The following is a 21,591-nucleotide window of genomic DNA, read 5'->3' on the forward strand; positions in this document are numbered from 1 at the left end:
CCTACGGGTAGACGGTCACGGGCCGAGGATGCGCCGCGTCGGGCCACACGCCCACCGACGCCAGCGCCGACTCCCCGGCGAACCCCACCGCCGCGTGGAGGGACGCTCCCGCGGGGTCGACCGTGTACAGCCTGTCGCCGCGGACGCCGATCTTCGCCGCTCCCCCGGCGGGGACGTCGAACTCCTTCGGCTCGTCCCCCACGCCGGCGACCGACACCGTGACGTCCTCGTCCGACGGGTTGGCCAGGTGCAGCGCCGCGTCGTCGCCCCGCGGGACGGCGACGAGCGTGCTCTCCGTGATCGCGGGCGACGGCGTGTGCCAGGCGAAGTCCGCGCCGGCGCCGAATCCCGTGGTCTGCCACACGGCGGCCACGGCGGGGGCGTCGGCGGCCACCGTCACGGTGTAGTCGCCCTCGTCGAGCCCGTCCAGCTCGACCTCCACGGGAGCTCCGGCCGCCAGGTCCACGTGCTGCGGTTCGATGGCCTGCTCGCCGTCTTGGTCGCGGACCGTGATCGTCGCCGGGGTGTCGCCCTCCGACAGCAGCCGGACGATGGTCGACGCACCCTCGGTCTCGGCCACGTCGCCCGTCACGGTGAGCCCGGGGATCACCTGGACGAGAGCGGGCCGGACCGACGGCTGGCTGTCGACGCCGCCCGGATCGAGCGTGCGCACCAGGCTCGACTGCAGGCTGGCCCGCACGGGCGCGCCGGTCGCGGTGATCCGCAGGACCGGGCTCTGCTCGTCCCCCGCGAACCCGGCCACGGGCAGGGCGAGCTGGGTGCGGGCGGGCACGGGGATCGCGTCGGCGCCGGGAGGCGTGACCGGCCCCATGACGCCGTACGACGTGACCTGCACGGTGGCGTTGACGTCGCCGGGGTTCGCGATCAGCAGGATGCCGGTCGTTCCCGTCTCGGTGTCGCCTCCCACGATCCACGACTCCATCTGGGCGGGGCGGCACGCGGAGGCCGTGAAGCCGGCCAGGTCCTCGTCGCCCAGCGTGGCGGAGGTGGCGGCGGCGACGGACACGGGCTCGCGTCCGGTCGGCGCCTGCACCAGCCGAAGGGCTCCCGCCTCGCCCGCGACGCCGGGCTGGCCGAGCGCGTCGGACGGCGGCTGCCCGCCTGCGTCATCGCCTGCCGTGACGTCGGCGGGCGCGGCGACCGAGAGCGCGGCTGCGTCCTCCGGCACGCGTCCGAGCGCGAGCACGGGTCCGTCGCAGGCCAGAACCGTCTCGGCGGGCCGGGGGGCGACCTCCAGCGCGCGCGGCTCGGTGGCCACGTCCGGCCAGGGCAGGGCCGCGGCCGCGGTCACCGCGATCACGGACCCGACGGCGACGGCCGCCCCGACCACGACGCGCGCCGCGGCGATGCGCTGGGCGACGGTGATCCTCTTCACAGCTTCGCCTCCTCGTAGCCGCGGCCGACGACCCGCGGCGTACGCCGGGCCTCCCGGCGGGACGCGAACGTCGGCACGGCGAGCAGCAGCGCCACGAGCATCGCGGCGAGCTGCGTCGTGGCCGCGAGGCGCGCGGTCGCGCGCTCCCGGTCATCCAGCGCGGGACGCGGCTGCGGGTCGGCCTCGAGACGCCACAGCACGCCCTTCGCGGTCTCGCCCACGCGCACGAATCCCGCGCGCTGATCGATCGCCGTGATGGCCTCGAGACGCCGCGTGCGCGACGCGTCGGTCTCGGGTCCGGCGCCGGCCTCCAGCAGCACGAACCGGACGCCCGCCTCGCTCAGCCGCTCGGGCACGTCGCCCGCGCTGGCCGACACCAGATCGGTCGCGACCTCGGCCAGCCGCTCGTCCGCCTCGTCGACGTCCGGATCCGTGCTCTGCAGCGTGGACTGTCCGCCCAGTGTCTCGCTGGCACCCCAGACGACGCGCGCCGCGACGCCGCCGTCCGCCTGCGCGGACAGCACGAACGTGCCGAGGTCCTCCTCGTCGGCGGCTCGGGCCGTGACGTAGGCGGGCAGCGTCGAGGCGGGACCGTTCGTCAGGCGGGCGTCGCCGCGGGCCACCGCCGTGAGCGCGGGCATGGCGACGACCGCGACGCACACCACGGTCAGCACGGCGGCGGCGGAGGCCGCGCCCCGGCGGAGGATGCCCGCGTCCAGGGTCACCGCGGCGGCCGCGATCGCTCCGAGCCACGCGAGGCTGAGCGCGCTGCCCGGCCACACCGGCACGGGTGCGGAGGCGGAGGTGGCCACCTGGACGCCTGCCACGAGCTGCGCGGCGACGAGGCCCGCCGTGGCGATCACGACGGCGCCGACGCCCGCGCGCCAGCGCGGGGTGAGCGGCGCGGCGAGCGCGAGCGCCGCGAGCGGCAGGAGCAGCAGCGGCACCCAGGCGCCGGGCGTCGCTTCGCCCGCGCCGAGCCAAGCGAGCAGCGCGCCCCAGCCGCCCGGATCCGCTGTGGGGAAGCCCGTCGCGAGCCGCAGCGGCGACGCCGCCTCGCCGCCGGCCCACGGTCGGCCGGGATCGGCGAGCAGCGCCCACGGGGTGCCACGGGACAGCTGCGCCTGCACGAGCGGTGCGAAGAACAGGATGCTCGGGATCACGAGCCACAGCACGCGCGCGACGCCGCGTCGCGCGCGGAACCCGATCGCCAGGAGCAGCGCCAGCGCCCAGAGCACCGCGAGCGCGGGCGCGAGCGACGGCGCGCACGCCAGGACGGCGACGAGCAGGATGGATCCGGCGCCGGACGCGCCCCACGAGCGATGGGCCACCGACCCGGCGAAGAACAGCCACGGCAGCAGGATGTGCACCAGCACGGCGGCCGGGCGACCCTCGACGAGCGCGGTGAGGAAGGTGGGCGCGAGCGCCCAGAGCACGCCGACCGCCACCCGCACGCCCGACCGCTCGGTGACGCGCGTCGCGGCGAACCAGCCGCCCAGCACCGCGAGCGGGAGCGCCAGCACCCACACGAGCACGATGGCGAACGACGGCCGCGCGGGCGACAGCGATCCGAGGACGGCGATCAGCGTGGCGAACGGGTCGGCCGCGGACGGCGCGTCGATCCCGAGCGAGCGCAGCCCGTATCCGGCGTCGTCCCAGAGGCCCGCGACCGTGTCGCGCAGCGGCAGCAACGCGCCCCCGCCGAGGACGGGCCAGGCCAGCAGCGGCAGGAACGCCGCCACGGCCACCACGAGGGCCGCGAGCACCGCCCACGCGCCGCCGCCCGAGAAGAACCTGAGCTCGCGACGGACGACCGGCTCCCCGCCGCCCGGGTCGTAGCGCTCGCGCAGCTGCCCGTGGGTCGCGCGCAGCGCGGCGATCTGCGACCACGGCACGGACTTGATCGCGCGGATCTCGCCGCGCGAGCGCGCGACCGCGGGGATCCGGGCCATGACCGTGAGGGCGGCGGCCCACTCGGCGGGCACGCGCGCGGGCGTCTTGGCCACGAGGTGCACGAGGGTGCGCCACAGCGCGAGGGGCAGCAGGGAGAGCCAGTGCAGCGGGACGGCCCACGCCGGGGCGTAGGCGAGGCGGCGGTGCAGCTGCGCCGTTCGCACGGCGTAGGCGCGCGCCATCGGCCGGCCGGGGAGGCCCGCGGCGCCGGCCTCCGGCGCATGGAGCCTGGCGCCCGGCGCGAGGGCGACGCGCCGGCCGGCGAGCCGCGCGCGCACGCCCATGTCGAGGCCCTCGTCGGCGCCAGCGAGCGCGGGGTCAGGCAGGAGGTGCGCCCGCGCGTCGCTGCGGAGCAGGAGGCCGCGCACATCGGCCCCCAGCACGTCGTCGTCGCCGTCGTGCTGGCCCTGGTCGAACTCGCCGTTCGCGAGCGGCACCGTGCGCCCGAAGCGCGTCATGCTCACGCCGAGGGACAGGATGACCGAGGGGTCGGCCGCGTCCACGACCTTCGGAGCGGCGATCGCGACCGAGGGAGCCCGCTCGAGGGCGGCCGCGAGCGCCGCGAGCGCTCCGGGCTCGGGGCTCGTGTCGTGGGCGAGCAGCCAGACGGCGCGGTCGGCGGGAACGCGCCCCGCCGCGAGGCGGACGGCCGCGGCGAACGAGATGCCGGCGGGGGCCTCGATCGCGCCCTCGGCGCCCGAGGCGTCGATCACGGCGCGCAGCGGCCCGGCGGGGCCGCACACCACGACCGTGAGTGCGTCGACGGGGCGCTCCTGGGCGCGGAGCGCCTCCAGGGTGCGCTCGAGCTGGGCCGCGGCGTGCGGCGTGGAGCGGGCGACGAGGATGGCGTGGACGGCGGGGGGCATGTCGCGGACAGCCTAGGCGGGCCCGCTCCCCGATCCGTCGGCACGCGCCGGAGACACGCACATTCCCGGCCGGCCGGGAAGGATCGGCGCCGTTTCGACTCCGCTTCGCTCCGCTCAACGACCGGCAGAAGCCCCCGTCGTCTGCGGGCGTGCGAGCGTCCCCGTGCGCTTCTCCATCCGTCGCATTCGCGACGGACGGAGCCTCGGCGCCGGGGGCCCAGCGAGCGTGGAGCGAAGCGACCCCGCAGCGCGAAGCGCTGCCGAACGGAGCGTCAGCGACGTTCCTCGCTCGCAAGGGTGCCGCTTGCGGCCCCGCAGCGTGCGAGACGCTTCTGAAGAAGAAGAACTAGCCTGCGGCGCGCTTGAGCTTGCGACGCTCGCGCTCGCTGAGGCCACCCCAGATGCCGAAGCGCTCGTCGTTCTGCAGCGCGTACTCGAGGCACTGGCTGCGCACGTCGCACGAGGTGCAGATGCGCTTGGCGTCGCGCGTGGATCCGCCCTTCTCAGGGAAGAACGCCTCGGGATCGGTCTGGGCGCACAGCGCGTCGCTCTGCCAGGCGAGTGCGGTGTCCTCGTCGCCCTGAGGCGGGCGGACGCCCGGGACACCCAGGTTGACGGGGTCGACGAACCAGTTGTCCGGTACGCCGGAACGGTACTGCGATCCGGTCATTTCGCTCTCCCACTCCCTCTGGCCCCCCATGGGCGGATGTCGTGGAAGTAATTACACCCGTGTGATTCCCAAAGATCAAGTCGCAGATCGTAAAGCCTCAACCGCGGCATGAACCTTCATTGACCAGCTCCGGCGTGTCGCGCTCGGGCGTATCGCGCGGCGCGCCCGGGCGCTCGCTCCGCTCAGTCGGCGCGGCCCGGCTGGGCGAGGAAGGCCTCGCCCTCGCCCGAGATCCGGATCTCGGTCTCGTCGGGCGTCACGAACGCGGCGCGGCCGGGCTCCAGGTCGAGCGCGCCCCGGGCGCCCGCGACCGAGACGGCGCCGGTGGTCGCCAGCACGATCAGCGGCCCGATGGGGCGGATGACCGCGTCGGAGCCCTCCGCGACGCGCGCGCGCAGCAGCTGGAAATCGGCGACGTCGGCCGGGAACGCCTCGACGCCGCGGTTGCCGTTGTCCGCTGCCACCGGGAGCACGACGGGTACCGGACCGGGCGTGGGGTCGAGGATGCGCAGGAGCTCGTCGACGTCGATGCGCTTAGGTGTGAGCCCGCCCCGGAGCACGTTGTCGCTCGCCGCCATCAGCTCCACGCCGAGCCCCGACACGTAGGCGTGCAGCATCCCGGCGCGCAGGAAGACGCTCTCGCCGCGGTGCAGCACCACGAAGTTCATCAGCAGCGCCACGACGACGCCGGGGTCGCCGGGGTACCAGACGGCGAGCTTGCGGGCGTTCGCCAGCTCGGCGGCGAACTCCGTGGACTGGGCGTCGGCGAGGCCTGCGATGATCGCGTCGACCGTCTCGTGCGCGTCGCCCGACAGCAGCCAGCCGATCGCGTCGGCCAGGCCCTCGGGGTCGGTAAGGCGCTCGCGCAGCGGCGCGGCCGCAGCGCCGAGGGCGTCGAGCAGGCGGCGCGACGCCTCCAGCTCCCGCAGCCCGCACAGCGCCTCGAACCGCTCGGACAGGGCGACGATCATCTCGGGCTTGTGGTTGTCGTCGGCGTAGTTGCGCACGGCGTCGGCGGGCAGGGCGGCCTCGCGCGCGAACGCCTCCTCAGCCTGGGCCTTCGACGGATGCACCTGGATCGACAGCACCGAGTTGGCGGCCAGCAGCTTCAGCAGGTACGGCAGGCGCCCGGCTAGACCCACGCCGGCGCCCTCCTGGGCGATCCACTGGTCCAGCGTGCGGCCGGAGCCGTCCTGCACGTCGGAGGGGTCGGAGGGGTGGTCCCCGTACCAGATCTCGGCCTCGGGGTGCTCCGCGGGCGGGCGGCCCTGGAGTGCGGCGATGAGCGAACGGGAGCCCCACGCGTAGTCGCGCGGGACGTTGGTCAGGGGAACGAGCACGCACCCAGGGTATGCCTCGGCGGCGCTGTAGCCTGGAGGCACAATGGCCCAGATCTCGCGGTACACGGTAGACACCCCTCCGGCCGCTCCGGAGCGTGAGGGCACGGCGCATCTCTTCCTGCGCGCGTATGCCGCGTTCGTGATCTTCTCCGGCTTCGCGCACACCGCGTGGTGGAACCTGCTGGGGCAGGGCGGCGCGGCGGTCGTCCTGGCGCTGACCACGGTCGTGACCCTGGCCATCTGGGTGCCGCTGCTGCGGCGGCACGGGATCCGCTGGCGCCGCCTGCCGTGGCTCAGCCTCGCCTACGTGGCGTGGGCGCTCGTGTCGGTCCTGTGGTCCGGATGGCCGGGCGCAACCCTGCTCACCTGGACGCTGCTGGCCGCCGGCACGCTGCAGGGCCTGTTCATCGCGCATCAGCTGACGTGGCACGAGATCCTGCGCGCGCTCGACGCCGCGCTCAAGTGGGTCATGGGCCTGTCGATCGCGATCGAGCTGTGGGTGGCCCTCATCCGCCGCGAGCCGCTCCTGCCGAACTTCGTGTCCCCGCCCGAGGGCTTCGACCCGCACTGGTACTGGGTGCGCGGCAACCTGTTCGACGCGCTGATCGGCGAACGCATCCAGGGCATCGTCGGGAACGCCAACTACCTCGGCATCCTGTGCGTCGTCGCGTTCGCGGTGTTCGCGATCCGGATGGCGACGCACCCGCCGCACGCGGCGATGCAGACGGTGTGGATCGCGATCGCGGCGGTGCTCTTCGTCCGCTCCGGCTCGGCGACGGCGCTGGGCGCGTTCGGCGGGGCGTTCGTCGTGCTGCTCGCCGTGCTGGTGATGCGCCGCGCCCGGACGGCGGGCGAGCGCAGCCGCCGCTACCTGCTGTTCGCCGGAGTGGGCGCCGTGGGCGCCGTCCTGGTCTTCCAGCTGTGGGACCGGATGCTCGGCATGCTCGGTCGCGACGGCTCGCTCACCGGCCGCGACGAGATCTGGACCACCGTCTGGCAGCGCGCGGCGGATCATCCGATCGTCGGCAACGGATTCTCGAGCCCCTGGGTGCCGTGGGATCCCGCGTTCGACGGCTGGATCGTGGACCACGGGCTGTCGGTGTTCCACGCGCACAACATGTGGCTCGACGTCTTCTTCCAGCTGGGCGCGGTCGGCGTGATCCTGATGTTCGGCGTGTACGCGGCGCTCACGTGGCGCGCGTGGTTCTTCGCCGTCGACCGCCCGCGCTGGGACCTGGACGCGCAGCGCCCCTACTCCCCCGTCTCGATGCTCGCGCCGCTCCTCGTCGCGATGCTGCTGGTGCAGGGCCTGACCGAGTCCGGCCCGATCATGCTATGGGGCTGGACCCTGGCCGTCCTGCTGTCGTTCAAGCTCAAGCTCGCGCCGATCGTGGGCGTCGGCGCCGACGAGGCGCCGGTGGGGACGCCGGCGCGATGAGCCCGGCCGGCGACCCGGCGCCGGGGACTGTGCTGCGGCTGCTGCAATCGGCCGAGCTGGCACGCGCCTACACCCTCGCGGCGCTGGCGACGGGCTTCGCTTCCCTCCTGATCGAGCGCACGGCCGGCGAGGTCACGCTCGTCACCATCGTGGCCGCGCTCGGCGCGCTGGGAGCGGCCATCCTGATCGCCCGGCGCGACGAGATCGCGCCGATCCACCTCGCCCCGACCACGCTGCTCGCCTTCCTCGGCTGGACGCTCGCGAGCCTGGTCTGGTCGTTCGACGAGGCCGGCACCCTCACCGGCTGGCTCGGACTTCTGGGCTGGGGCGTGCTCGCGATCGTGATCGCGCACGTGCGCGACACCCTTCAGACTGTCCGCGCGCTGGGCGACGTCCTGCGCGCGATGCTGGCGCTGTCGCTCGCGGTCGAGATCCTGTCGGGGATCCTGCTCGACATCCCGTTCCCGTTCCTGGGCGTCCAGGGGGACATCGCGCTCGGCGGGCCGGTGCAGGGCGTGTTCGGCACCCGCAACATGCTGGGCTTCGTCGCGGTCATGGCGCTGATCACGTTCGCGATCGAATGGCTCACCCAGTCGATCTCGCGGGGGCTGGCGATCTTCTCCCTCACCCTCGCCGGCATGCTCGCCGTGCTGTCGGCCTCGCCGACGGTGCTCGTCCTCGCGGTCGCGGTGGGCGTCGCGACAGTGGCGCTCGGCATCGTCCGCCGCGAGGAGCCGCACCGCCGCCGCGCGACCCAGTGGACGATCGCGGCCGTCGTGGCGGTCGGGCTCGGCGCGTGCTACCTGCTGCGCCACCGCATCGTCCGGCTGCTGGATGCCGCGTCCGACTTCTCGACGCGCGCCGACCTCTGGAACGAGATCCTCGACTGGGTCCGTCACCGCCCCGTTCAGGGATGGGGCTGGCACGGCCGGTGGCACGACGGCAGCGGCGCCGGCGAGCCGTATCCGCTCAACGTCATCAACTTCACGCTCGACGACCACCACGCCTCGGCGCTCAACGCGTACTTCGACGTCCTCGTCCAGGCCGGATGGGCGGGGCTGCTGCTGTTCGTCGCGTTCGGCCTCGTCGCGACGGTGCGCTCGTGGCTCGTCGCGAGCGAGCGCCGCTCGGTCGTGCACGCCTGGACGCCGCTGATGCTCATCGCCCTGCTTGTCGACTCGATGTTCGAGAGCTTCACCCTCTCGGGGCTCGGATGGATGATGCTCGTTGTGTGCGCCGTGCGCGCGGGGCAGTCACGGTCGTGGCGCGAGCGCATCCGCGACGTGGCCGGCGGGGCGGGGTCACAGGATCCGCTGGGATCGTCACGGTAGGCTCGTCTGCGGTCCACAGCCGCCCGCGCCCACCCTTCCGCGCGGGCGGCCCCGCTGAAACCGTTCGGAGCCCGCCCTTGGTACACGTCCTCCAGAACGTGGTCTTCCCTCTCGACCGCGACCCCGATCTGCTGCCGCTCTACGCCGACCCCGACTCCTGGTCGGTGGTCAAGATCGAGGACGAGACCACGCCGCTGCGGGTGTCGGACAACGCGCGACTGAGCAACGTCCTCGGCCGCAACCGCGCGCGCGTCGTCGCCGGCCGGCGCGTCTCGTTCGGCGCGTACTTCAACGCCTTCCCCGCCGCCTACTGGCAGCACTGGACGCCGATCCGCGACGTCCGCCTGACCGTGCGCACGACGGGCGACGCGACCATCCTGGTGTTCCGCTCGAACGGCGCCGGCATCCGCCAGCGCCTCGAGACCCGCGACGTCACCGGATCGTCCGCGACCAGCTTCGACATCTCGCTGACGCAGTTCAGCGACGGCGGCTGGATCTGGTTCGACATCGCCACGGACTCCGAGGACGCGATCTTCGAGGGCGCCGAGTGGACCACCGAGCAGGACCCGGTGCGCACCGGCAAGGCCTCGCTCGGCATCACGACCTTCAACAAGCCCGACTACTGCGTCGAGACCCTGCGCGCGCTCACGGAGAGCCCCGAGGTGCTCGAGCTCGTCGACCGCGTCTTCCTCGTCGACCAGGGCACCCAGCGGGTGGACGCGCAGCCCGACTTCCCCGAGGTGGCCGACGCGCTGGGCGAGCAGCTCGAGGTCATCACGCAGCCCAACCTGGGCGGCTCCGGCGGCTTCGCGCGCGCCATGTTCGAGACGCTGAAGCGCCCCGACAGCGACTTCGTTCAGCTGCTCGACGACGACGTCCGCATCGAGCCCGAGTCGCTGCGCCGCTCGATCGTGTTCGGCCGCTACACCACCAAGCCGACGCTCGTCGGCGGCCACATGTTCGACCTGCTCGACCGCCCCAAGCTGCACGCGTGGGCCGAGGTCGTCGACGAGGACCAGTTCCTGTGGCGCAACCTGTTCGCGGGTGAGCTCATGCCGCACGACTTCGGCGTGACCAACCTGCGGCAGACCAAGCAGCTGCACATGCGCATGGACGCCGACTACAACGGCTGGTGGATGTGCCTCATCCCGACCGCCGCCATCCGCAAGGTCGGGCTGTCGCTGCCCGCATTCATCAAGTGGGACGACGCGGAGTTCTGCCTCCGCGCCGGCCGCTCCGGGTTCCCCACCGTCTCGATGCCCGGCATCGCGCTGTGGCACGTGTCGTGGGTCGGAAAGGACGACGCCATCGACTGGCAGGCGTACTTCCACGCCCGCAACCGCACGGTGGCGGCGCTGCTGCACTCCAAGAAGCCGCGCGGCGGCTCGTTCCTGGCGCACAGCCGCAACACCGACCTGAAGCACCTGCTGATGATGCAGTACTACCCGACGGCGCTGCGCCTGCAGGCGCTGCGGGACGTGCTGTCGGGCCCGCAGCACATGATCGGCAACATCGCGACGGCCATGCCCGCGGCGCGGAAGACCGCGCAGGACTTCCCCGAGACCGTCGTGCACAAGGAGACCGACCGCGTGCTCCGCTCGCGCAAGGGCCGCCCGATCTACCGCCGCGTGCGCCGCTTCGCGCTGCACTCGGCGCCGACCGGCGCCGCGCTGCGCGTCTTCACGCTCGTGCACCTCGCCGCGCACTGGTTCCACAAGCCGCAGACCAAGAACGTGCGGATGCCCGAGGTCGAGTTCGCGAAGGGCGACGCGAACTGGTGGCGCATCCCCTACTACGACAGCGCCCTCGTGAGCTCGGCCGACGGCGGCGGCAAGCAGATCTACACGCGCGACCGCGAGAAGTTCCGCTCGATGCTGCTCGAGTCGATCCGCCTGCACGCACAGCTCTGGTGGCACTGGCCGAAGCTGACGCGCCAGTACCGCCGCCAGCTGAAGTCGCTCACCTCGCCCCAGACCTGGGACGGGATCTTCGCCGGCGCCCCCGCGAACGAGGTCGGGGCGGGCAAGTGAGCGAGCCGCTCGCCCCGGCTCCGGATGCCGCGCCGCCGGCGTCGTTCGATCCGGCGTCGGCGACGATCGTCGTCGTCACCTACAACCGGTCGACGCTGCTGAAGGCGCTGCTCGAGTCGATCGGGCGGATGGACCCGAAGCCGGGCCACGTCGTGGTGGTCGACAACGCGTCGTCGGACGACACGGGAGCGGTCGTCGAGTCGATGCGCGAGGCCGTGGGCTCCGAGGTCGTGTACCGCCGCCTCGATGAGAACACCGGTGGCTCGGGTGGCTTCAGCGAGGGCATGCGCGTGGCGTACGAGCTGGGATCCGAGTGGATCTGGCTCATGGACGACGACGTCGAGGTCCTCCCCGACGGCCTCGCCCGCATGGGCGTCTGGACGCCGCGGTTCCGCAGCATCCAGGGCCGCCGGTACGACTACGACGGCAGCGAGTTCTACTGGCAGTACCGCGTCTCGGTCGCCCTCGGCATCCCGATCCCGTTCGCGCCCGCGGGCTTCGATGCCTCGGGCTACCGGGAGATGAACTCGGGCTGCTTCGAGGGCATGTTCATCCACCGCGACGTCGTCGCGCGGATCGGCCTGCCCGACCCCCGCTTCTTCATCTACTGGGACGACACGATCTACGGCTGGCTCGCCTCGCGCGTGACGCGCTCGGCGATCGTCAACGAGTTCGTGCTCCGGCGCACGCGCGAGATCAAGCAGTGGGACATGGGCATCCGGCACTTCAATGCCTCGAGCGACATGTACCGCTACTACATCCTGCGCAACCGCGGCATCATGAAGCACTACTACGCGGCCCACGGCGCGTACCGCCCCGTTCTCTTCGCGATCGGCACGGCGGCGACCTTCGCCAAGGAGATCCTGCGGCTCGTGTTCGTCGAGCGGAAGATCACCAGGCAGGGCTGGACGAATCTGTGGCGCGGCGTGCGCGACGCGCGCGCGATCGCGCGCGACGAGTCGTGGCGCCCGATGCCCGCGCTGATCGAGGGATGACGCTCCCCCGCGACCGCATGACCTCCGCCTCGCCCACTCCCCCCGAGCGCCCGGTTATCCCGGTGCCCACGCGCCTGCCGGCGCTGGACGGGCTGCGCGGGCTCGCGGCGCTGCTGGTGATGGTGCACCACACCCTCCTCACGGTCCCGCTGTTCGCGGCCGCGTACTTCGACTCCACGTCCGAGGAGACGTGGAACGTCGGCAACCCCGCATGGTGGATCGCGCACACGCCCGTCCACGTGCTGTGGGACGGCAAGTTCGCGGTCATGATCTTCTTCATCCTGAGCGGATTCGTGCTGACGCTGCCGGTTCTGAAGGCGGGGATCGCGTTCCGCTGGGATGCGTACTTCCCGCAGCGCCTCGCGCGGCTGTACCTGCCGGTGTGGGGCGCGCTCGCGGTCGCGATCGCGGCCATCTTCCTCACGCCGCGCGGGCGGAACGACCAGACCGAGTGGCTGCGCCGCCGCGCCGATCCGGTGTCGTTCCAGGACGTGCTCAACAGCATCATGCAGATCTCCGCCGGCAACGAGATCCTCAGCCCCCTGTGGACGATCCGCTGGGAGATCCTGTTCTCGCTGCTGCTCGGCCTGTTCGTCTGGGTCGGCCTGCACGCCAACGGCCAGGCCGTCGTGGTCGGCTGCCTCGTGCTGATCGCCACCGGCGGCGCCTGGCAGGTCGACGCGCTCATGTACCTCCCCATGTTCCTGATCGGGGTCGTGCTCGCGGTGCACCGGGGCGCGCTGCACGCGCGGCTCGGACACCTCCCGGGGCGGACGTGGGCGATCGCCCTGACGGCAGCCGTGCTGCTGGCGTCGTCCGTCTGGATGATGCCGCCCTGGGTGCCTGAGCGGGTGCACGACGGCTCCATCGCGCTCCAGGCGACCGGCGCGCTGATCGTGGTCGCGGCATGCGCGTTCGGGTTCCCGCACGCGCGGGTGCTGTGCTCGCGCCCCGTGCAGTGGCTCGGCACGGTCTCGTTCAGCCTCTATCTGGTGCACGAGACCGTCGTGGTCGCGACGGCCGACCTGGTGGGGCCGAGCGAGTCGTCCATCGTGCTCCCCGTTGCGATCGCGGCCTCGCTGGTCGCCGCGCAGCTGTTCTTCCTGGGCGTGGAGCGCCCCAGCCACCGCCTGTCGCGTCACATCTACAAGCGCGTCGTCAAGCACTGACCGCCCCCGCGCCGTCGCCCCATCACCCCGGCCGGGGGCAGGAGCACCCATGGCATGCCCTCGCGGGATCGCGGATCCCGGGGCACACTGGACGTCGTGGCCGATGACGCAGCGAGGATCCGACGACGTCTCCGATGCGCTTCCGCCCTGTCGGCGCTGGTGCTCCTGGCCGCGTCGCTGATCTCGGTGAACGCGCCGACGCCCGCGTACGCCCAGGGCGGCGAGATCGGCGGCAGCGGCACCCACTTCTACCTGAACGACGCCTGGAGCGGCGAGGCGAACCGGGTGCATCAGTTCGGCCTGCGGTACGACCGCGCCTACGTCGGCGACTGGAACCGGGACGGCTCCGACAGCCTCGCGGTGCGGCGCGGCAACGAGTACATCCTGTCGAACGACAACCGCACGGCGAGCACGCGCTTCCGCTATGGTCGCGCGGACGACGAGACCCTGGTCGGCGACTGGGACGGCGACGGAGTCGACACGCTCGCGGTCCGCCGCGGGCACATGTACTACTTCACGAACCGGCTCCAGGGCGGCGAGGCCGAGACCGTGCTGGCATACGGGCGCGCCGGCGACGAGGTGCTCGTGGGCGACTGGAACGCCGACGGGAAGGACACGCTGGCGGTGCGCCGCGAGCACCGGTTCTACTTCGCCGACGCCCTGCAGGGCGGCGAGGCCTCGCGGGTCGTCGCCTATGGCCGGGCGGACGACCTCGTGTACGTCGGGGACTGGGACGGCACCGGCACGGACACGCCGGCCGTGCGCCGCGGCGCGACGTACTACATCACGAACCGCTTCGAGCCGGGCGAGGCCGAGCGCGTGCTCACCTACGGCCGCGCCACCGACAGCACGGTCGTGGGCGACTGGAACGGGGATCGACGCGACACGCTGGGCGTGCGGCGCGACATCCCCGTCTACCAGACGCCCGGGACCTACGCGAAGATCTCGTTCACCGGGGTGCCCGCCCCGGCCGGGATGGGCTTCAACCTCGACTCGGGCCGCGAGGGCGCGAAGGTGAAGGTGATCGCCGATCGCTTCGGCCTGGCCCGCCCGACGCAGTGGGTCGACGCCACGATGATGTCGAAGGTCCGCGAGTGGCAGGCGAGCCGCGGACTGCCCCAGACCGGGGTCGTCGACCATGCGACCTGGGTCTCCATGGGATACAGCTCCTCGTCCTGGTGGGACCTGGACGGGTACCGGGCACCGCTCCGCGCCCGCACCGACATGTCGCGCGGGCAGCTGATCGAGGCGATGATCGCGACCGCGCTGACCTACCAGGGGTCGCGGTACGTGTGGGGCGGCGCGAATCATCCGAACGTCGGCGCGGACTGCATCGGGGTCGTGATGCAGGCGCTGTACTCGGTGGGCATCAACATCCACCCGAGCAACACCGTCACGCACACGCTGCCCGGCAACACGACTCCCCGAGAGCTCTACAACAGCGGCAAGTTCATGCACGTCCCCTACAGCCAGCGCCAGCGGGGCGACCTGATCTTCCAGGCCCACGACCCGCGCGACCGCCACAGCGTCCGCCACGTGCAGCTCTACCTCGGCAACGGCATGGTCATGGAGTCGGTGCACGTGGGCGGCATCGTCCGCGCCGAGAACACGACCTACCCGGCGAGCGCGAACATGCCCACCGTCATCCGCCCCCTCCCCTGACGCGGGACGCGGCGCGGCGCTGACGCCTCACACGCGCGACCAGGCGATATCGTTCGGAGCGACGGCGCCCGGTCCAGGGCCCCATGACCCCACCGGAGCGATCATGTCCCGTACCTCTCCCCGTCGCGCATGGCGCCTCGGCACCACGGCAGTCGCCGCCATGATCGCCGCGTCCGCTCTTCTTGGTCCGCTTCGGGCGGGTCACGGACCAGGTCTTCGTCGGCGACTGGGACGGGGACGGCGACGACACCCTCGCGGTGCGCCGGGGAAACCGCTTCTACTTCGACGACGAGCTGCAGGGCGGCCAGGCGTCGCGTGAAGTCGCCTACGGTCGCGCTGACGACCGGGTGTACATGGGCGACTGGGACGGCGACGGTGACGACACCCCCGCGGTCCGCCGCGGCTCGACCTACTACGTCACCGACCGATTCGCCCCCGGCGAGGCGGACCGAGTGCTCACCTACGGTCGCCCGGCGGACAAGACGCTGGTCGGCGACTGGAACGGCGACGGCCGCGACACCCTCGGCGTGCGGAGGGACCCCAATCCGCTGGGCACCGCGCGGGCCGCGAGGTGGGCGGCTGCGGAGTACGGGACGTTCACCGTCACGACCCACACGGGCTCCGGCGACGCCGTCATCCCGCTGCCCGCCGGAGCGCGCGCGGGCATCGTGGACGCGACCCACTCCGGCTCAGGGTACTTCAGCGCCAGGATGGCCGTCACGCACCAGGCCCTGTTCCTCGGGGACGACAACTTCACAGGCACCGCGGCATTCGGGCTCGACCCGCAGCAGCCGGCCGGCCCGCGCATCGAGATCAACGCGCGCGGATCGTGGACGATCCGGATCCAGCCGGTCAGTGCCGCAGCCCCGCTGCAGCCGAGCGGAGGAGCGCCCGGGGTCTTCCTCTACGACGGCCCGGCTTCCACGGTCATGGTCGTGCACGGAGAGGACACGTGGTTCACGATCGACCAGCACGCGGGCGATCGGCATGCCTCGGTCGCGAACGTGCTGCATCCCGCGACGAGCGCGTCCACCCTGTTCGCGGGACCGTCGGTGGTCACGGTGGTCACGCGCGATCCCTGGGCGCTGTCGATCCCGTGACCTGAGGCGCGACACGCCGTGCGGTAGCTGATCGGATAGCGATATGTCCACGCGCGAGCGTGACTCGCATCAGCACTCCTCATGCGGTTTCGGGGAGTTCCGGCCCCTTCCCCGTGACGGAGTCGTCATGTCCCGCCTTGCCCCTGCCGCCGGTCTCGCGGCGCTCGCCACCGTGCTCCTCTGCCTGTCCGCCCCTCCCGCGCATGCCAAAGGCGGTGAAGTGGGCGGCGTCGGCAGCACGCACTACCTCAACGATTCCTGGACCGGACAGGCCAACCGCGTCGTCACCTTCGGCGAGCGGACGAACCAGGCCTATGTGGGCGACTGGAACGACGACGGGTACGACGACCTGGCCGTCCGCGACGGCAACTACTACCTCGTGACGATCGCAGGAGGCGAGCCGCCGGACGGCGGGTTCTCGTACGGTCGCGCGACGGATGTGACGCTCTTCGGCGACTGGGACGGGGATGGCATCGACACGCCCGCGGTGCGGCGCGGCCGAGACTACTTCTTCACCAATGGCTTCGGCGGCACCGCCGAGGTCGTGATCCGGTACGGCCGCCCCGACGACCAGGTGCTCGTCGGCGACTGGAACGCCGACGGCATCGACACCCTGGCGGTCCGCCGCGGGAATCGCTTCTACTTCGCAGACGGACTGCAGGGAGGCGCGGCGTCGCGCGAGGTCGCCTACGGCCGTGCGACCGACCTGGTGTATGTCGGCGACTGGAACGCCGACGGCCTCGACACACCGGCGGTGCGGCGCGGCGCGACCTACTCGTGACCGACCGGTTCGCGCCCGGTGACGCCGATCGCGTGCTCGTCTACGGCCGCACCACCGACAAGACGCTCGTCGGCGATTGGAACGGCGACGGCACCGACACGCTCGGCGTGCGACGCGACGACACGCCGGTGCTGTCGCCCGACGCCGCGTGGGCACGTGCGGAGTTCGGGAGGTTCGAACCGGTCAACACGTACGGCGAGGGCGATACGGATCTCCTGCTGCCCGAAGGTGTGAGCGCGGGGCTCATCACGGTGCGGTCCTGCGCGCGCGGCGACGGCATCCGCATCACCGCGAAGGGCGAATAGACCATCAAGATCCAGCCGATGGAAACGGCTCCCCTGCTGCCGGAGTCGGGCAGCTGGGACAGCGTGTTCCTCTACGCCGGCGACGCCCAGACCCTGGCCGCCACGCACGAGGGCGACGCCGAGTTCCGGGTGCTGCAGTGGAACGGCGAGGGATCCGAGCGCACGGCGACCCTCGTGGACACGACGGGCGCCTTCGAAGGAGACCTGAACTTCTCCGCCGGCCCTTCGGTGATCCGGGTGACCGCCACCGGCCTCTGGGCGCTTACTCCGCGCTGACCTCGCTTCCGAGCCCTGCGGCGTCCGGCCCCCTTCGGGCCGGGCGCCGCCGTCATATGACTCAGACCGGGTACAGCCGATCCGCCTGCGCGCGCTTGCGGGCCGCGAGCTGCTTGGCCTTCTCCGGGAACGCGGGGTCGATCGTGGCGTCCTGGGCGCGGACGGGCTCGCCCGCCTCGACCACGGTCCATCCGGTGCCGAGGTCCAGCAGGGACTGGTGCTTGACGTCGTAGTAGCCGCGCTTCCCCGCGACCACGAGACCAGCTGCGCCCGCCGCCGCCGCGAGCAGGTGGATGTGGAAGCGGGAGGTCAGCCAGCGCTGCCCGGCGCGGGCCGGGAGCCCGTCGGCCCACATCCCGCCGAACGTGTAGATGCGCGCGTCGGGCCGGGACAGGCCGCGGAAGTGCTGGTCGTCCGGCGGGTTCGATTCGGCGAAGCCCACGCTCGCCTCGGAGATGCCCGCGAGGAAGCCGTCGATGGTCGTGACGACCGCCTCGTCCTCCCACTGCCGCAGGTCGCCCTGCACCAGCACCATCCGGTCGGGGGTGGGCCGCCGGTCGTACAGCGCGCGCTTCAGCGTCAGGGCCAGGAAGGCGTCGTCGAGCCCGAGTTCGGCGCCGAGGGCGTCGGCCGTCGCCTCGTCGCGTGCCTCGACCGAGTCGAAGACCGCGAGGCGGTCGCGCAGCCACGCGGGCAGGTCGCCCTCGAGCGGCATCGCGTCCAGGCCGGTGGCGAAGGCCGGGATCCCGAACGCCTCCTTCACGGCCGCGATCGCGGTCACCAGCCCGAGGTTGTCGCGCCACATCGAGTTGACGTATCCGCCGCCGACGAGATGGATCGACGCGACGCCGCGCAGCGCCTTCACGCCGGCGTCGAACCGGGGAGAGCCGAGGTCGCGCACGATGCGGGCGATGCGGTCGGCGTCGGCGACCGGATCATGCGATTCGCTGCCCATCGCCAGCTCCCACACGGTGCTGGTGGTGCGCAACGCGGGGTGCACATTGCCGAACAGGTGCGACGCCCGGCCCGGGTGCGGGCAGTCGAGCCATACGGGCCGGCCGGGGTGGCGCTCGGCGAGGCACTCCAGCCATGCGCGCGTGACCAGCTCGTCGCCGTAGTTGGGATGACCGGCGGTGGAGACGAGGTAGAACGGCTTGCTGACGGCGACGGGGCCGGTGGTCGGGTTCGCGGGCGCCTTCGCCCGCGGCGCACCGAAGAGCTTCATTGTCCGGTGGACTCCAGGATGAGATGACGTGTTCGGGACGGGGCGCACATCGGGATTGCACGCCCAGACACGCTCCCAGACAACATACAGGTCCGACGCGCACCTCGACAGACCGGCTCGCCTCGCGACGGCCTGGCCGATCAGGCCTCGGGGTTGTCCGCGTTGTACTGGTCGATGACCTCGCCGATCGGGGCGTCGAGGACGAGCGAGTGATCGCGGATGTAGAGGCCGCGCGTGCAGAAGCGGCGCAGGTCCTTCTCGTTGTGGCTCACGAAGAACAGCGTTCGACCCTCGGCGAGCAGCTCGTCGATCCGGCGATAGCACTTCGCGCGGAAGGCCTTGTCCCCCACCGCGAGCACCTCGTCGACCAGCAGGATCGGCTCGTCCAGCTGCGACACGACGGAGAACGCGAGCCGCACCTTCATGCCGTTGGAGAGGTGCTTGTACGGAGTCTCCTGCGCGTCCTCGAGCTCGGCGAACGCGATGATGTCGTCGTAGCGCCGGGCGATCTCGGCCTTCGCCATGCCGTGCAACCCCGCCGTCAGGCGCACGTTCTCGCGCACCGTGAGGTCGCCCACGAACCCGCCCGTGATCTCGATCAGCGGCGCGACGCCGCCGTTCACGGTCACCGCGCCCTCGTCCGGCAGCAGCACGCCCGCGACGAGCTTCAGCAGCGTCGACTTGCCCTGGCCGTTGCGTCCGACCACGCCGATGGACTCCCCCGGGCGCACCGTGAACGACACGTTCCGCAGGGCCCAGAACTCCCCCGGCCGGTTGCGGCGGGACGCGTCCGCGAACATGTCCTTGATGCTGCGGCGCCCGCGACGGTTGCGGCGGAAGCGCACGCCCAGGCCGGCGACCTCGATCGCGTGCTCGGGTGCGGATGCCTGCGACGTCATCACAGCTCCTTCAGCAGCGGGCGCTCGAGGCGGCGGAACGCGAGGATGCCGACGCCGAGGAACAGCAGGCACATCACGGCGGACATCGCGACCGCGAAGGGGTCCCACAGTTCCGGGAAGAAGCCCACCCGGTAGAGGGTGAAGATGCCCGCGAGCGGGTTGAACGCCATCACGGCGGGCAGCGACCCCGGCAGGTCATGGATCGCGTAGATGATCGGCGACGCGTAGAACAGCACGCGCAGGATGAGCCGGGTCGTGCGCTCCAGGTCGGTGAACAGCACGCACAGCGGAGCGACGAGCAGGCCGAGGCCCACCAGCAGGACCGCCTGCAGAACGACGCCCAGGGGGAACAGCAGGATGCCCCAGCCGACCTCGGCGCCCGAGAACACGGCGAACAGCGCGAGCACGGGCAGCGCGAACAGGAACTCGAAGCCCTTGCTGAGCACGACCCGGTTCACCCAGATCGAGCGCGGTATCGCGGTCGACCGGACGAGCTTGGCGTCCTTGTTGAACGCACGAGTGAAGTCGGTGACCGACGCGTTGAACCACACCCACGACAGCAGCGCCGTGATCAGGAACACGATGTACGGCTCGACGCCGACGGTGCGCTGGAACACCATCGTGAACACGAACCAGTAGATCGCGCTCATCACGAGCGGATCCAGCACCGACCACAGATAGCCGAGCCAGCTGGTGGCATAACGGACCTTCAGGTCGCGCGCCGACAGCAGCCAGAGGGCGTGCAGGTACCGCCGGGGTGTCCCGGGGGCGCCGACGGCGTGGCTGCTGGACACGGGGATGGTCCGCGCTCGGGTCAGGCGTTCAGGGTGTTGTTCCACATCGACAGCGCCGACCCGATGGCCATGTGCATGTCGAGGTACTGGTACGTGCCGAGGCGGCCGCCGAAGTGCACGTCCTTCTCGCCCTTCGCGAGCTCGCGATAGGCCAGCAGGCCCGCGCGGTCGTCGGCGGTGTTGACCGGGTAGTACGGCTCGTCCTCGCGCGTCGCGAAGCGCGAGAACTCGCGCATGATGACGGTCTTGTCGTCCGGGTAGACGTCCTTGCGCTCCGGGTGGAAGTGCTTGAACTCATGGATGCGCGTGTACGGCACGTCCGCGTCCGGGTAATTCATGACCGAGGTGCCCTGGAAGTCGCCGACGTTCAGGACCTCCTCCTCGAAGTCGAGCGTGCGCCACGCGAGCTCGCCCTCGGCGTAGTCGAAGTAGCGGTCGACCGGGCCGGTGTAGACGATCGGCACCTGGCCGACGAGCGCCTTCTTGTTGAGGGGCTGCGACTCGTCGAAGAAGTCGACGTTCAGCTTCACCTCGATGTTCGGGTGGTCGGCCATCCGCTCGAGCCACGCGGTGTAGCCGTCGGTCGGCAGACCCTCCCACGTGTCGTTGAAGTAGCGGTTGTCGTAGTTGTAGCGCACGGGCAGGCGGCTGATGATGTCGCCCGACAGCTTCTCGGGCGAGGTCTGCCACTGCTTGGCCGTGTAGTGGGCGAAGAACGCCTCGAACAGCGGGCGGCCCACGAGGGCGATGCCCTTCTCCTCGAAGTTCGCCGCGGTCTTGACGTCGAACTCGCCGGCCTGCTCCTTGACCAGGGCGCGCGCCTCGTCGGGCGTGTACGCGGCCTGGAAGAACTGGTTGATGGTGTGCAGGTTCACCGGCAGCGCGTAGACCTGGCCCTTGTGGGTCGAGTACACGCGATGGACGTAGTTCGTGAACGTCGTGAAGCGGTTGACGTACTCCCACACGGCCGGGTTCGACGTGTGGAACAGGTGGGCGCCGTAACGGTGCACCTCGATGCCGGTCGTGGGCTCGTTCTCGCTGTACGCGTTGCCGCCGATGTGGTGACGGCGGTCGATCACGGTCACCTTGCGGCCCGCGTTGGCCGCGCGCTCCGCGATGGTGAGTCCGAAGAAGCCGGAGCCGACGACAAGCAGATCCATACGAGTGAGTGCCTTCTGTAGGGAACAGGTCAGCCGCGACCCCGGGGTCGGCGACGCCCCATCCTAACGGGGCGAGCCTCCCAGCCCGCCGAGCGTGCGGGCGTGGCTCTCAGACTGGCTGGATCGCGCTTGGTAGACTCGCTCGCCGGGTCACGGCCCGCCTTCGTGCGCGATCGTGCCGCAGCTGCGCACGCAGGAGAA

Annotated in this window: 18 protein-coding genes; 10 read left to right on the forward strand and 8 right to left on the reverse strand. The window is 71.9% G+C overall.

Annotated elements, in window-relative coordinates; all coding sequences use genetic code 11:
- Position 1: 1 nt before the first annotated feature.
- From ASD19_RS06965 to manA, 4 genes are all read right to left on the reverse strand, one after another.
- Entirely contained in the window at positions 2-1,396 is a 1,395-nt protein-coding gene (locus tag ASD19_RS06965; protein ID WP_055990223.1) for a DUF5719 family protein, read from the reverse strand.
- On the reverse strand, positions 1,393-4,215 hold the full coding sequence (locus ASD19_RS06970; protein ID WP_055990226.1) for a glycosyltransferase: 2,823 nt from the start codon (positions 4,213-4,215) through the stop codon (positions 1,393-1,395). The genes ASD19_RS06965 and ASD19_RS06970 overlap by 4 nt, the downstream gene beginning before the upstream one ends.
- A gap of 346 nt (positions 4,216-4,561) precedes the next feature.
- Positions 4,562-4,885, reverse strand: a complete 324-nt coding sequence (locus tag ASD19_RS06975) for a WhiB family transcriptional regulator (RefSeq protein ID WP_082543034.1) — start codon at positions 4,883-4,885, stop codon at positions 4,562-4,564.
- 182 nt (positions 4,886-5,067) lie between these two features.
- Positions 5,068-6,225 (reverse strand): mannose-6-phosphate isomerase, class I, encoded by a 1,158-nt coding sequence (gene manA, locus ASD19_RS06980; protein ID WP_055990228.1) that lies wholly within the window; start codon positions 6,223-6,225, stop codon positions 5,068-5,070.
- A 43-nt stretch (positions 6,226-6,268) separates the two neighbouring features.
- Here manA and ASD19_RS06985 point away from each other — a divergent pair, with 43 nt between their 5' ends.
- From ASD19_RS06985 to ASD19_RS07030, 10 genes are all read left to right on the forward strand, one after another.
- Positions 6,269-7,663 carry an O-antigen ligase family protein gene (locus ASD19_RS06985; RefSeq protein ID WP_055990231.1) on the forward strand — a complete coding sequence of 465 codons (1,395 nt, stop codon included), beginning with the start codon at positions 6,269-6,271 and terminating at the stop codon, positions 7,661-7,663.
- Positions 7,660-8,994, forward strand: coding sequence for an O-antigen ligase family protein (locus ASD19_RS06990; RefSeq protein WP_055990234.1), 1,335 nt, complete (start codon positions 7,660-7,662; stop codon positions 8,992-8,994). The genes ASD19_RS06985 and ASD19_RS06990 overlap by 4 nt, the downstream gene beginning before the upstream one ends.
- Positions 8,995-9,071: 77 nt before the next feature.
- A complete protein-coding gene (locus ASD19_RS06995; RefSeq protein ID WP_055990237.1) occupies positions 9,072-11,024 on the forward strand; it encodes a glycosyltransferase in 1,953 nt (650 codons plus the stop codon).
- Positions 11,021-12,019, forward strand: coding sequence for a glycosyltransferase family 2 protein (locus ASD19_RS07000; RefSeq protein ID WP_055990240.1), 999 nt, complete (start codon positions 11,021-11,023; stop codon positions 12,017-12,019). Before ASD19_RS06995 ends, ASD19_RS07000 begins: the two co-directional genes overlap by 4 nt.
- A complete protein-coding gene (locus ASD19_RS07005) occupies positions 12,016-13,188 on the forward strand; it encodes an acyltransferase family protein (RefSeq protein ID WP_055990243.1) in 1,173 nt (390 codons plus the stop codon). Before ASD19_RS07000 ends, ASD19_RS07005 begins: the two co-directional genes overlap by 4 nt.
- Positions 13,189-13,284: 96 nt before the next feature.
- On the forward strand, positions 13,285-14,850 hold the full coding sequence (locus ASD19_RS07010) for an NlpC/P60 family protein (RefSeq protein ID WP_156377130.1): 1,566 nt from the start codon (positions 13,285-13,287) through the stop codon (positions 14,848-14,850).
- A 182-nt stretch (positions 14,851-15,032) separates the two neighbouring features.
- Complete coding sequence (locus ASD19_RS07015) at positions 15,033-15,950, forward strand: hypothetical protein (RefSeq protein ID WP_055990249.1); 918 nt, start codon at positions 15,033-15,035, stop codon at positions 15,948-15,950.
- A 127-nt stretch (positions 15,951-16,077) separates the two neighbouring features.
- Entirely contained in the window at positions 16,078-16,731 is a 654-nt protein-coding gene (locus ASD19_RS07020) for a hypothetical protein (protein WP_156377131.1), read from the forward strand.
- Complete coding sequence (locus tag ASD19_RS07025) at positions 16,728-17,036, forward strand: hypothetical protein (protein ID WP_055990255.1); 309 nt, start codon at positions 16,728-16,730, stop codon at positions 17,034-17,036. The genes ASD19_RS07020 and ASD19_RS07025 overlap by 4 nt, the downstream gene beginning before the upstream one ends.
- 18 nt (positions 17,037-17,054) lie before the next feature.
- Complete coding sequence (locus ASD19_RS07030) at positions 17,055-17,312, forward strand: hypothetical protein (RefSeq protein ID WP_055990258.1); 258 nt, start codon at positions 17,055-17,057, stop codon at positions 17,310-17,312.
- 61 nt (positions 17,313-17,373) lie between these two features.
- On the opposite strand, the gene ASD19_RS07035 is transcribed toward ASD19_RS07030, so the two are convergent.
- From ASD19_RS07035 to glf, 4 genes are all read right to left on the reverse strand, one after another.
- Positions 17,374-18,537, reverse strand: coding sequence for a polysaccharide pyruvyl transferase family protein (locus tag ASD19_RS07035; protein WP_055990261.1), 1,164 nt, complete (start codon positions 18,535-18,537; stop codon positions 17,374-17,376).
- Positions 18,538-18,677: 140 nt separating this feature from the next.
- Positions 18,678-19,436, reverse strand: coding sequence for an ABC transporter ATP-binding protein (locus tag ASD19_RS07040; protein ID WP_055990264.1), 759 nt, complete (start codon positions 19,434-19,436; stop codon positions 18,678-18,680).
- Positions 19,436-20,230 (reverse strand): ABC transporter permease, encoded by a 795-nt coding sequence (locus ASD19_RS07045; RefSeq protein WP_055990267.1) that lies wholly within the window; start codon positions 20,228-20,230, stop codon positions 19,436-19,438. The genes ASD19_RS07040 and ASD19_RS07045 overlap by 1 nt, the downstream gene beginning before the upstream one ends.
- 20 nt (positions 20,231-20,250) lie before the next feature.
- Positions 20,251-21,390: a UDP-galactopyranose mutase gene (gene glf, locus ASD19_RS07050; RefSeq protein WP_055990270.1), complete on the reverse strand. Its 1,140-nt coding sequence runs from the start codon at positions 21,388-21,390 to the stop codon at positions 20,251-20,253.
- Positions 21,391-21,591: the final 201 nt, after the last annotated feature.

The organism is Microbacterium sp. Root53 (genome assembly GCF_001426925.1).
In the GTDB taxonomy this organism is placed as follows: Bacteria; Actinomycetota; Actinomycetes; order Actinomycetales; family Microbacteriaceae; genus Microbacterium.

What these genes read in the sequence shown, in the direction of transcription:
- glf (WP_055990270.1), bottom strand. Translation starts at nt 21,390, where the DNA reads ATGGATCTGCTTGTCGTCGGCTCCGGCTTCTTCGGACTCACCATCGCG.
- ASD19_RS07020 (WP_156377131.1), top strand. Translation starts at nt 16,078, where the DNA reads ATGTCCCGCCTTGCCCCTGCCGCCGGTCTCGCGGCGCTCGCCACCGTG.
- ASD19_RS06975 (WP_082543034.1), bottom strand. Translation starts at nt 4,885, where the DNA reads ATGACCGGATCGCAGTACCGTTCCGGCGTACCGGACAACTGGTTCGTC.
- ASD19_RS07040 (WP_055990264.1), bottom strand. Translation starts at nt 19,436, where the DNA reads ATGACGTCGCAGGCATCCGCACCCGAGCACGCGATCGAGGTCGCCGGC.
- ASD19_RS06970 (WP_055990226.1), bottom strand. Translation starts at nt 4,215, where the DNA reads ATGCCCCCCGCCGTCCACGCCATCCTCGTCGCCCGCTCCACGCCGCAC.
- ASD19_RS06990 (WP_055990234.1), top strand. Translation starts at nt 7,660, where the DNA reads ATGAGCCCGGCCGGCGACCCGGCGCCGGGGACTGTGCTGCGGCTGCTG.
- ASD19_RS06985 (WP_055990231.1), top strand. Translation starts at nt 6,269, where the DNA reads ATGGCCCAGATCTCGCGGTACACGGTAGACACCCCTCCGGCCGCTCCG.
- ASD19_RS07005 (WP_055990243.1), top strand. Translation starts at nt 12,016, where the DNA reads ATGACGCTCCCCCGCGACCGCATGACCTCCGCCTCGCCCACTCCCCCC.
- ASD19_RS07030 (WP_055990258.1), top strand. Translation starts at nt 17,055, where the DNA reads ATGGAAACGGCTCCCCTGCTGCCGGAGTCGGGCAGCTGGGACAGCGTG.
- ASD19_RS07035 (WP_055990261.1), bottom strand. Translation starts at nt 18,537, where the DNA reads ATGAAGCTCTTCGGTGCGCCGCGGGCGAAGGCGCCCGCGAACCCGACC.